Below are 11,221 nucleotides of genomic sequence, written 5' to 3'. Positions count from 1 at the left end.
GATCCGGAGGTTTCCGGCGCCGTCGAGAGAGACGTTGTTGGTGCTGGAGGTCATCGTCTCGACCTCACCGGTACCGAAGCCGGCGGGGCCGCCGGGGTAGCTCGTGCCCGTCGTGTACTGCCAGTTCGAGGTGTTGATGCCGGAGCCGGCGGATCCGTCGAAGTCGTCGAGGAAGACCTGTGACCAGCCGGACGGGGCCGTGGGGGCGGACGCGTTGGCGGGGAGGGTGGCTGCCGCAGCGGCGGCGGCCGCGAGGCCGAGGGCGCTGAACACGGCGATGAGGACGCGCCGTAGGGAGCCGCGTCTGACAGGTGTGCCGGAGGATTCACTCATGGGTGCCTCTTCGGGTACGGAGTGGGGAGCGCGGGTGGCGTTGAGAGCGCTCCGACCCTTTGTGAGAGCGCTCTCAAAGCAGCTGCGCGGACAATGTGCTCCCCGTCACTCCGTACGTCAAGAGGTGAAGTCGGGAAACCCATTCCGGCGTCGGTGAGTTCACGTCGTGAAAGAAGGGGGGTGTGCTCAGGGCGTATGCAAGGGGCACACGAGAAGCGCGGCATTCCGCGGACTGTGCCGAGCGGACACCGCCGTGAGCAGCGGGTTCAGCGGCGGCTGAGGGGAGTTGGGCGGGCGAGTACCACGCCCAGCAGGGACGACTGGGGGACGTAACCGAAGTGGCGGGAGTCCTGTGTGCGGGCGGCGTCGCCCCGGACGATCAGGGAACCGGGGGGCACCAGTCCGCCGTCCGGGGCCCCGACGATCTCGCGCACATCGGGCGGCACGGCATCGCCGGGCAGCGCGGAGACCCGCTTGAACAGCCAGGCCAGGGCGTCGTCGCCGTCGCCGAACGGGACGGGGTTGCGGAAGACCACCGCGTCGCCGCGTCGCACGCGCGTGGTACGGCGGACGAGCAGCCGGTCGCCGTCCGCGAAGGCCGGGGTCATGCTCGACCCGGTGACCCTGATGAGGGCGAGGCGTGAACGCAGTACGCGTACGGACAGGAGCAGCATGCCCGCGCCCGCTGCCATCGCCACCGTCGTCCGGCCCGCCCCGTCATGTGGCCGCCTTCCGTTCCGGGCGGCTCATGTGGCCGCCTCCGTGGTTCTGCCGCGGTCGCCGCGCTCGGCGTAGCCCGCCGCCTGCAGGCCGAACAGCCGGGCGTAGTGCCCGCCGACCAGGGCCATCAGCTCGTCGTGGGAGCCGAGTTCGGCGATCCGGCCGTCCACCAGCACGGCGATCGCGTCCGCGTCGCGCAGGGCGCCGAGCCGGTGTGAGACCAACAGCGCGGTCCCTCCCAGGCGGTGGCGACCGAGCGTGCGGTGCACCTCGTGCTCGGCCTCCGGGTCCAGGCCCGAGCTGGGCTCGTCCAGGATCAGCAGATCGGCGTCGCCGCGCATCAACGAGCGGGCCGGCCGGCACCCTCGAAGGCCACGGTCTGACCCCGGGCACCGCCCCCGGGTCAGGACGGACCGTCGGGCCGCGCCGCGGCGGCCAGACTCGGCTGGAGCCGGCGGGCGGCGTCGAGGTGGTCGGCGGTCCAGATGATGCGGACCGCCGTGTCCGTGGCCTGTCCGCGCTCGTCGCTGAGGTCGCGGCGCAGGGATTCGACCAGTTGTGCCTCGGCCGCGGGGTTGCGCGGCAGCGGATCCCGGACGGAGGCGTTGTGCCCGAGACCGGCGGCCAGATCCCGGTACCAGCTGGAGATCTGGCCGGCGGCGCTCAGCAGGACGAGGCCGGCTTCCGCCCGGTTCGGCGCGCTGTCCAGTTCGCCGGCGCGTCTCCACAGCCCCAGGACCGCGTCCGCCGCGAGGCGCAGCCCCACGATGCCGGTCACCAGAGTGGTCATGTCGGCCAGGGGTACCGGTTTGGCGCCGCGTTCGGCCAGATAGCTGCGGAACGCGTCGTCGAGCCTGCGTGCGGCGGCGGCCGCTTCGACGCCCTCCCGCAGCGCGACCTCGTCCGACACGGGCGCGGTGCCGCAGTGGCCGATGGCGTACCGCACCGCGCCCGCCAGATACCGGGCGCTGTCCGTGTACGCCTCGGCGAGCGCCCGGTCGACGGCCGCCGTGGCGCCGCGCGGCCAGAAGAACAGGCCCACCAGCACGCTCACCGCGCAGCCGATGGCGATGTCCTGGATCCGCAGCAGCACGATGTGCCAGTCGGGGTCCTGGCCGATGTTGAAGAGGATGACGAGGGTGATGGTGAAGGACGCCTGACCGGCGGCGAAGGAGATGGCGGCCGGGGCGATACCGGCGACGAACACGGCGAGGGGCAGCAGGAACCAGAGCGCCGCGCCGTGGTGGCCGATGAGGTGCAGCAGCCCGGTGCCGATGATCGAACCTGCGAGAGTGCCGCCCAGGGCGCGGACCGCGTTCTGCCCGGTGTTCAGGGCGTTCGAGCGCAGCACCGACAGGGTTCCCAGGAGCACCCAGAACGAGTGCTGGACGCTGGTCACGTTGGCGAGGCCGACCGCGATGCCGAGGCCGAGCGCTCCCCGCAGGCTGTTGTGCAGCCAGACGGACCCCGGCTGAAGGTGGGCGGCGGCCCGCTCGCGCGCCGCCGCCAGCGGTCGGGTCACGGCATCGGGCTCGCGGCCCAGCAGCCGTTCGAACCAGCTGCGGCGTTCGGCGGCCGCGGCCAGGGCCACGTTGTCCGCGATCTGAAGCGTCGCGAAACCCAGCTCCTGCGCGCGGAACGAAAGGTCCAGCGCTCCGATGACGGGGTGCACCTGAGAAGGCGTGCCGGCACCGCCCTGGCGCACGGGCAGCCGGGTGGTGGCGTTGCGCTCCATGCCGGCCATGGCCTTGCGCAGGCTCTCCGAGGCCGCGTGCAGCCCGTCCGGCGAGCCGCGCGGGGTGTCGAGCAGCGCGGCCACCTCGTCGAGCACGGCAGCGGCGGCCCGCCGTACGGACTGGGCGTCGACGTCGCAGGCCGTTCGACCGTCGAGCGGGGGCGCGCTGTCGGCCAGGATGCTGCTGAGCCAGGTCAGTTCGTCGACCAGGCGGACGAGGGCGCGCGAGCTGGTGGACAGGCCGGTGGGGCGGTACGGGGTGGCGTCGAAGACGGTGCGCAGCTCGGCCGCGGCGGTGGCGGCCTCGCCGGCTCTGGTACGACACTGGCCTGTGCTCGGCGCGGCAGGCCCGCCCGCCAGGAGGGACGCGTCGGTGCGCAGCTGCTCGGCGGCCGCACAGCAGACCCGGGCGGCGGGTGCGCTGAGGGGGTCCCTGCTGGGACGGGGCCACAGCAAGGTGACCGCGAGCATGGAGGCAGCTGTCGCGAGGCCCGCTCCAGCGAGCCGAGCGGGAAGCTCCGCGAACGGGACGGGCGAGGTCACCGGGAGGATGAAGGCCAGCAGCAGCGCGGTCGAAGCGCCCGCGAGCACCGAGCTGACCACCCCGGAGAACAGCACCAGGAATCCGATGACGACCATGGCGGCGACCGCGAGCCAGGTCTCGTCGGCCACGAGCGTACCCAGGCAGATCAGGACGGCCCAGGCCACCGCGAGGCCGAGGTGGGCGCGTAGCCGCTGCACCATCGGACCGGTGAAATCCACGAGCAGCAGCATCGAGAACGCACCGAACGCGGCGAAGGTCGCCATCGTCGGTGACCCGATGACCTGGCTGCACAGGGCGAACAGCGCGGGCATGACGAGCGCCGTCCGCCCGGCACGCCGGGTCGCCGCAAGCTCGGGATCGCGGTCACGCAGCCACGACGCGACCGACCCGGGACGGATTCGGCTGGATGTCCGCACGTGTCCGCCCACCTCCTGTCGACAGGCCTACGCCCCACCGAGTGTGACGTCCGTTCCGGAGCGACGTCACCCGAACGCGATCCCTGCTCATGATCCACCTGGGCGGGGTATGCCCGCACCGGGTGGATCACCAGGTCGTGGCGACGGAGCGGAGCGCGGTCCAGGTGCCACCCTCGTGGGCGTAGTCCATGGTCAGCCGCAGTGGCCAGTTCGCGTGGGCGCCGTAGACCGTCGCATCCGTGATGATCCGGCCGACGAGACGTGCCGTGTCGCCCTCGATGTTCACGGTCACGTCCTTCTCGTCGACGTGGTGGTAGTCGAACCGTCCGGCGCGCATCTGCGACAGCCACTCGGCCTTGGGCTGTACGTACCCGGTGATGTGGGTGAGGGTGAAGCCGTCGTCGAGCAGGTCGTCGAGGGTGTCGGTGTCGCCGTCGGTCATCGCTTGAAGGTGGGCGCGGTAGGCGTTGACGACTTCCTCGTGCTCGATCCGGGTGAGCTCGTCGCTCGTCCACGTCGTCATCGGCTTGACTCCTTGGCGGTGTCGGGTTCGGAAACAGGCCCGCCGTCGCCCGGCACCGGCCGGTCCGCGTACTGCTCCTGCCCGAGCAGGTCGAGGAGGACGATCGCGTCGTGGTCGGGGGTACCAGGTTCGGCGTAGTACGCGACGAGGCGGTGGCCCGGGATGCCTTCCAGCTCCATGGACTGGTAGCCGAGGGTGAGGTCGCCGACCTCGGGGTGGTGGAAGGTCTTACGACCGCGCGTGCCTCCCTTCACGTCGTAGCGCTCCCACAGCCGGGCGAACTCCGGGCTCTTCAGCAGGAGTTCCCCGGCGAGCCGGGCCAGGTCGGGGGAGTCGGGGTGGGTGCCGGCCAGGGCGCGCAGGCGGGCGACACAGCCGCGGACCTGGTGGCCCCAGTCGTGGAAGAGGTCGCGTGAGGCGGGGTGGAGGAAGACGTACCGGGCGATGTTGCGCTGTCCGGCGGCCCAGTCCTCGATGCCGGTGAGCAGTCGCAGCCCCGCGGGGTTGGTGGCGAGGAGGTCGTTGGTACTGCTGACGACGCGCGCGGGGCCCGGCCGCAGGCTTTCGAGCAGCAACTTGATCCCTGGCCGTACGGTGCGGCGGGGCGAGGCCGGGGCTTCGGGGGAGATGGAGGTACCCCCTCGAGCTGAGCCGAGGGCTTGGGGGAGGGCAGCGAGGGCGGCCAGGCTGCGCAGGTGCGCGTGTTCTGCCTGCTCCAGCAGGAGGGCGCGGGCCAGTGAGTCGACCACGGGCGGGCTCGGCCGGGTCTCCTTCCCGCGCTCCAGGCGCACGTAGTAGTCGATGCTGATCCCGGCCAGGGTGGCCGGCTCCTCGCGACACAGCCCGGGCGTGCGGCGCAGGCCGGCGCCGGCGGTCAGCCCGGCCTCCTCGGGGTCACCCGGGCCCGGCGGGCACGCAGGAAGCGCCCCAGCTCGGTGCCGTTGTGCTGCTCACTCGTCATGCGTCCCAGTCTGCGGGCGCCTCGACCGGCGCGGGAGGCATGTGGGGGGCCCTGCCGTACCCCCGAACAGCGCTCCCCGGCACAGCTTGGCCTGCCATTCCACGCACGGGGTGACTTCCTGCTGTCGAGTGAGCCGGAAGCGCGGTCAGCGAGCGAACGCCTCGTTCAGGCGGACGTCGTAGCCGTCTTCTTCCATGAGGACGACGGTGACGCCGAACGGGGAGGGATGGTCCAGTTCGAGCGGGATGAAGGAGTAGTTGACCGCGGCCTGGACGGGAAGGACCAAATCGCCGCCCGGTTGCGGCTCGATGGCGGGCTGCCATGCGGGCTCGGCCGAGTCCCGGCCCTCGGGGGAGCGGGCCGAGGGCTGCTCGGTGTAGGGGAACTGGTGGAGCACATGGCCGTCCTTCGTGGCGTGCACCATGTTCAGACACGGCACCGGGCCGGTGATCGGCAACTGGCAGGAGGTGGCGACGTCGTGGGTCTCCCAGGCGAGAACGACTTCGTCGGCGCCGGCCGCCGCGGCGATGTTCGCGAGTTCGGCGATGCCGGTGAGCGCGTCCTCGCCGGGCTCGGTCGGCCGCACCCAGATCAGGCCGACCAACTCGCCGCGCACCAGCGGCATGATGACCGGCCGTGGCACGGCGCCCTCGGCGAGCCCCGCGGCGTACGCGCTCTTCATCGACCCCACCAGCGCGTCCCACGTCTGTGCATCCATGAACTCACCCTCATCGCCCGCCTGTTTCCGATCAGGCTGACCCTGTCATGCGGGCCGTGTCCTCCGCCAGCGGCTCGGACCGGTCAGGCGGGCGCTCCGGACAGGACTTCCACCTTGCCGGTGTCGAGCGAGTAGTAGGCGCCCACCACGGCGAGCGCGCCCTTTTTCACGAGGGGGGCCAGGTCCTGATTGGAGCGCAGGTCGGCAGCGGTCAGCGTGACCTGCGCGCGGGCCATGGAATCCACCGAGTCGGCACCGCCCACATGGACCGCCTGCTCGTACGCCGGACGCAGGGCCTTGGCGATCGCCTCCAGATTGCCGGGCAGCGGTTTGCCGTCACGGATGGACTTGTACGCAGCCTCGACGGCGCCGCAGCGTTGATGCCCGAGAACCACGATGAGCGGAGTGCCGCTCGTCATGGGCCCGTACTCCACGGAACCCGTGACCACCGGGCCGATGGCCTCCCCGCCCGTGCGCATCACGTACAGGTCACCCAGCCCGGTGTCGAAGAGGAGTTCGGGCGGCACCCGGGAGTCGATGCAGGAGAGGATCGCCGCGAAGGGCTCCTGCTTCTCGGCCACGAACTCGCGCCGGTCCGGATCCCGGTCGGGATGTCGAAGATCGCCGCTCACCCAGCGCTTGTTGCCTTCCATCAGTCTGGTGAACGCCGCGGCGGGCGTGGTCGGCCGCGGTTCCGGCGAGGCGCTGGTCGCCGACGGGGCGGCGCTCGTCGGCGCACACCCCGCAAGTGAGACCGTGGCGGCCGCGAGACCGCCGGCGAGAAGAACTCTGCGATCGGGATGTCCCGCTCTGTCCATCAGCCCTGACCTCTCAGTCCGCCGAGACGTCTCCGTACGCCTTGACCAGGGGCGATTGTGCAGTGCGGTAATGGAAACGGACGGGAGGCACACGCGGGCGCGGGCCTCATTGCCACCGATGGCCCACGACCGCGAGACCTGGAACGGCCTGCGGCGGAGCGTCACAGCCGGCAGGTCAGATGCCCATCGACGCCATCTCGATCGCCGACCGGTAGTTCGCTGCCGCGGTCACCACGCAGGCCCGGTAGGTCCGGTTGTCCTTCACGACGAGGAAGTAGTCCTTGAGGTTCTTCCAATAGCTGAGCAGATAGCCGATGCCGGGGAGGAAGCCGGGCGGCCGGGGTACCAGCGCGAAGGCCTCGGAGCACCGGAGGATTTCCCCGGTCGCCTGGGAGAGGACGTCGGCGACGTCGGGGTTCATGTTCCAGCCGGCGGCCAGGTCGGCGTTCCAGATGGAGGCCGCCACCTCCCGCAGGTGCGCCTCCTCCTCCGGGGAGAAGTCGCTCTGGCCGAAGGCGTGCACGGCCGCCAGAGGTGTCGCGGCCGGGGAAGGCCCGGCGGCGGCTGTGGCTGCCGTGCCCGAGACTCCGAGAAGAAGTGCGGCTGTTGTGGCCGCCACCACCGTGTACACGGCCCGTCTGCCGCCCATGCTGATCGGTCCCCTCTGCGGATGCGCCCGGGGCCTGCCGCCCGGGCAGGGCCGACGCTGTCATGTGCCGTACATACGGGTCAACGGCGACAATCTGCCACCCGCGGCCGACGGCTGCTTCTTGACGCCGGTTCACCAGGAAGCCGCCCGAGACCCTGTCGTGCAGCGGAAGGTAGGCATCCGTCGGAGGTCGCGGGGCACCATGATGGTGGCGGGAACCACCCGTGCGGGCGACGACATACGTCCGCCCTGGACGGCCCACCCCGAATTCACGGTGTTCCGAGCGGGACATGGACGGGAGTGGCCCGGTTCACATGGCATAACGGGGGCGGCACCGACAGCATGGTCCTCGTCACCGGCAGGCCGAAGGGATCCAGGATGTTCCGCAAGGTGCTGGTCGCCAACCGCGGCGAGATTGCGATTCGCGCGTTCCGCGCTGGCTATGAACTGGGCGCGCGAACCGTGGCCGTCTTCCCTCACGAGGACCGCAACTCGCTGCACAGGCTGAAGGCCGACGAGGCCTACGAGATCGGCGAGCCGGGGCACCCGGTACGGGCCTATCTCTCCGTGGAGGAGGTCGTCCGTGCCGCACGCAAGGCGGGTGCGGACGCCGTCTACCCGGGCTACGGGTTCCTGTCCGAGAACCCGGAACTGGCGCGCGCCTGCGAGGAGGCGGGCATCACGTTCGTCGGCCCGGACGCCGCCACTCTCGAGCTGACGGGAAACAAGGCCCGCGCCGTGGCGGCCGCCCGGGCGGCCGGCGTGCCGGTCCTCGGCTCCTCGGCGCCCTCCAACGACATCGACGAATTGGTCCGTGCCGCCGAGGACGTCGGCTTTCCCGTGTTCGTCAAGGCGGTCGCGGGCGGCGGAGGGCGCGGCATGCGGCGGGTCGAGGACCCGGCCGCACTGCGTGAGTCCATCGAGGCGGCCTCCCGCGAGGCGACGTCGGCGTTCGGCGACCCCACCGTCTTCCTCGAGAAGGCCGTCATCGATCCGCGCCACATCGAGGTGCAGATCCTCGCCGACGGACAGGGCAACGTCATCCACCTGTTCGAGCGCGACTGCTCGGTGCAGCGCCGCCACCAGAAGGTGATCGAGCTGGCGCCCGCGCCGAACCTCGATCCGGCGCTGCGGGACCGGATCTGCGCCGACGCGGTGCGGTTCGCCCGCGAGATCGGCTACCGCAACGCGGGCACCGTGGAGTTCCTCCTCGACCGCGACGGCAACCACGTCTTCATCGAGATGAACCCGCGCATCCAGGTGGAACACACGGTGACGGAGGAGGTCACCGACGTCGACCTCGTCCAGGCCCAGCTGCGCATCGCCTCGGGCGAGTCGCTGGCGGATCTCGGGCTCTCCCAGGAGACGGTCACCCTGCGGGGTGCCGCTCTCCAGTGCCGTATCACCACCGAGGACCCGGCGAACGGCTTCCGCCCGGACACCGGCCGGATCAGCGCCTACCGCTCGCCGGGTGGCTCGGGTATCCGCCTGGACGGCGGTACCACCCACGCGGGTACGGAAATCAGCGCGCACTTCGACTCGATGCTCGTCAAGCTCACCTGCCGGGGCCGGGACTTCAAGTCCGCGATCGGCAGGGCCCGGCGTGCCGTGGCCGAGTTCCGCATCCGGGGCGTCGCCACGAACATCCCGTTCCTGCAAGCCGTACTGGACGACCCCGACTTCCAGGCGGGGCGGGTCACGACGTCGTTCATCGAACAGCGGCCCCACCTGCTCACCGCCCGCCACTCCGCCGACCGCGGCACCAAGCTGCTCACCTACCTCGCCGACGTCACGGTGAACAAGCCGCACGGCGAACGCCCCGACCTGATCGACCCGGTCACCAAGCTGCCCCCGCTGCCCGCCGGTGAGCCGCCCGCGGGTTCCCGGCAGCGCCTCGTCGAACTCGGCCCGGAGGGCTTCGCCCGGCAGCTGCGCGAGTCGCCGACCATCGGCGTCACCGACACCACCTTCCGCGACGCCCACCAGTCCCTGCTCGCCACCCGGGTGCGCACCAAGGACCTCCTGGCCGTCGCCCCGGCCGTGGCCCGGACCCTGCCCGAGCTGCTGTCCCTGGAATGCTGGGGCGGCGCCACCTACGATGTCGCCCTGCGCTTCCTCGCCGAGGACCCCTGGGAACGCCTGGCGGCCCTGCGCGAAGCCGTGCCCAACATCTGCCTCCAGATGCTGCTGCGCGGCCGCAACACCGTCGGCTACACGCCCTACCCGACCGAGGTGACCGACGCCTTCGTCCAGGAGGCCGCGGCCACCGGCATCGACATCTTCCGCATCTTCGACGCGCTCAACGACGTCGGCCAGATGCGCCCGGCCATCGACGCCGTACGGGAGACCGGGACGGCGATCGCCGAGGTCGCCCTGTGCTACACCTCCGACCTGTCCGACCCGTCGGAGCGGCTGTACACCCTGGACTACTACCTCCGCCTCGCGGAGCAGATCGTGGACGCAGGCGCACACGTCCTTGCCGTCAAGGACATGGCCGGTCTGCTGCGGGCACCCGCCGCGGCCACCCTCGTGGCGGCGCTGCGCCGTGAGTTCGACCTGCCGGTGCACCTGCACACGCACGACACCGCGGGCGGTCAGCTCGCCACCTACCTCGCCGCGATCCAGGCCGGCGCCGACGCGGTGGACGGCGCGGTCGCCTCCATGGCGGGCACCACCTCACAGCCGTCGCTGTCGGCGATCGTCGCCGCCACCGACCACTCCGACCGGCCCACCGGCCTGGACCTGGGGGCCGTCGGTGACCTGGAGCCGTACTGGGAGAGCGTCCGAAGGATCTACGCGCCCTTCGAGGCGGGCCTGGCCTCGCCGACCGGACGCGTCTACCACCATGAGATCCCCGGCGGCCAGTTGTCCAACCTGCGCACCCAGGCGGTCGCTCTCGGCCTCGGCGACCGCTTCGAGGACATCGAGGCGATGTACGAGGCGGCCGACCGTATCCTGGGCCACCTGGTCAAGGTCACCCCCTCCTCCAAGGTCGTCGGTGACCTCGCCCTGCACCTGGTGGGTGCCGGGGTGGCGCCGGAGGACTTCGAGTCGACACCCGACAGGTTCGACATCCCCGACTCCGTCATCGGCTTCCTGCGCGGCGAACTGGGCACCCCGCCCGGCGGTTGGCCGGAGCCCTTCCGCACCAAGGCGCTCCAGGGCCGCGCGGAGGCCAAGCCCGTACCGGAGCTGACCGCCGAGGAGCGTACGGGCCTGGAGAAGACCCGGCGTTCGACCCTCAACCGGCTGCTGTTCCCCGGGCCGACGCGCGACTTCGACACCCGCCGCCAGGCCTACGGCGACACCAGCGTGCTGGACAGCAAGGACTTCTTCTACGGGCTGCGCCCCGCCAAGGAGTACGCCGTCGACCTCGAGCCCGGCGTGCGGCTCCTCATCGAGCTCCAGGCCATCGGCGAGGCGGACGAACGCGGTATGCGCACCGTGATGTCCTCCCTGAACGGCCAACTGCGGCCGATCCAGGTCCGTGACAACGCGGCGGCTTCCGACGTACCGGTGACCGAGAAGGCCGACCGGGCCAACCCCGGGCACGTGGCGGCGCCGTTCGCCGGTGTGGTGACGCTCGCCGTCGCCGAGGGCGACGAGGTGGAGGCCGGTGCGACCGTGGCCACCATCGAGGCGATGAAGATGGAAGCCTCCATCACCGCCCCGAAGGCCGGCCGGGTGACCAGGCTGGCCATCAACCGGATCCAGCAGGTGGAAGGCGGCGACCTGCTCATCGAGGTCGGCTGAGGCTCGTGTCGCTGAGCACGCGTGCGTGAAGCACGCGTGCTCCGTCGGGAC

The 11,221-nt window shown here is 71.4% G+C and carries 8 protein-coding genes and 2 pseudogenes; 1 reads left to right on the top strand and 9 read right to left on the bottom strand.

Annotation, left to right across the window (positions count from 1 at the left end; translation table 11 throughout):
* From ACFVWD_RS55920 to ACFVWD_RS55880, 9 genes and pseudogenes are all read right to left on the bottom strand, one after another.
* A pseudogene (locus tag ACFVWD_RS55920) lies at positions 1–333 on the bottom strand (1,3-beta-glucanase); the annotation flags it as partial.
* Between the two features lie 266 nt (positions 334–599).
* Complete coding sequence (locus ACFVWD_RS55915; RefSeq protein ID WP_389606692.1) at positions 600–1,025, bottom strand: S26 family signal peptidase; 426 nt, start codon at positions 1,023–1,025, stop codon at positions 600–602.
* Positions 1,026–1,079: 54 nt separating this feature from the next.
* Positions 1,080–1,406, bottom strand: a pseudogene (locus ACFVWD_RS55910) (ABC transporter ATP-binding protein); the annotation flags it as partial.
* A 50-nt stretch (positions 1,407–1,456) separates the two neighbouring features.
* Positions 1,457–3,748, bottom strand: a complete 2,292-nt coding sequence (locus tag ACFVWD_RS55905) for an FUSC family protein (protein ID WP_389606691.1) — start codon at positions 3,746–3,748, stop codon at positions 1,457–1,459.
* Between the two features lie 127 nt (positions 3,749–3,875).
* The gene (locus tag ACFVWD_RS55900; RefSeq protein WP_389606690.1) at positions 3,876–4,271 is read right to left on the bottom strand and encodes a nuclear transport factor 2 family protein; all 396 of its coding nucleotides are present in this window, start codon (positions 4,269–4,271) and stop codon (positions 3,876–3,878) included.
* Positions 4,268–5,074: a transcriptional regulator gene (locus tag ACFVWD_RS55895; protein ID WP_389606694.1), complete on the bottom strand. Its 807-nt coding sequence runs from the start codon at positions 5,072–5,074 to the stop codon at positions 4,268–4,270. The genes ACFVWD_RS55900 and ACFVWD_RS55895 overlap by 4 nt, the downstream gene beginning before the upstream one ends.
* Before the next feature lie 303 nt (positions 5,075–5,377).
* Entirely contained in the window at positions 5,378–5,950 is a 573-nt protein-coding gene (locus ACFVWD_RS55890; protein ID WP_389606688.1) for a hypothetical protein, read from the bottom strand.
* 83 nt (positions 5,951–6,033) lie between these two features.
* Positions 6,034–6,768 (bottom strand): carbonic anhydrase, encoded by a 735-nt coding sequence (locus ACFVWD_RS55885; protein WP_389606686.1) that lies wholly within the window; start codon positions 6,766–6,768, stop codon positions 6,034–6,036.
* A 175-nt stretch (positions 6,769–6,943) separates the two neighbouring features.
* Positions 6,944–7,417, bottom strand: a complete 474-nt coding sequence (locus ACFVWD_RS55880; protein WP_389606684.1) for a hypothetical protein — start codon at positions 7,415–7,417, stop codon at positions 6,944–6,946.
* A gap of 378 nt (positions 7,418–7,795) precedes the next feature.
* On the opposite strand from ACFVWD_RS55880, the gene ACFVWD_RS55875 reads away from it, so the two are divergent.
* Positions 7,796–11,170 carry a pyruvate carboxylase gene (locus ACFVWD_RS55875; protein WP_389606682.1) on the top strand — a complete coding sequence of 1,125 codons (3,375 nt, stop codon included), beginning with the start codon at positions 7,796–7,798 and terminating at the stop codon, positions 11,168–11,170.
* Positions 11,171–11,221: the final 51 nt, after the last annotated feature.

This window comes from Streptomyces sp. NPDC058086 (assembly GCF_042885015.1).
GTDB lineage: Bacteria > Actinomycetota > Actinomycetes > Streptomycetales > Streptomycetaceae > Streptomyces.
Note: the sequence above shows the minus strand (reverse complement) of the source record. Positions and strands in the feature narration are given on the sequence as shown.

Coding starts and splice junctions, on each gene's coding strand:
- ACFVWD_RS55900 (WP_389606690.1), bottom strand. CDS start 4,271: ATGACGACGTGGACGAGCGACGAGCTCACCCGGATCGAGCACGAGGAA.
- ACFVWD_RS55885 (WP_389606686.1), bottom strand. CDS start 6,768: ATGGACAGAGCGGGACATCCCGATCGCAGAGTTCTTCTCGCCGGCGGT.
- ACFVWD_RS55880 (WP_389606684.1), bottom strand. CDS start 7,417: ATGGGCGGCAGACGGGCCGTGTACACGGTGGTGGCGGCCACAACAGCC.
- ACFVWD_RS55915 (WP_389606692.1), bottom strand. CDS start 1,025: ATGGCAGCGGGCGCGGGCATGCTGCTCCTGTCCGTACGCGTACTGCGT.
- ACFVWD_RS55890 (WP_389606688.1), bottom strand. CDS start 5,950: ATGGATGCACAGACGTGGGACGCGCTGGTGGGGTCGATGAAGAGCGCG.
- ACFVWD_RS55875 (WP_389606682.1), top strand. CDS start 7,796: ATGTTCCGCAAGGTGCTGGTCGCCAACCGCGGCGAGATTGCGATTCGC.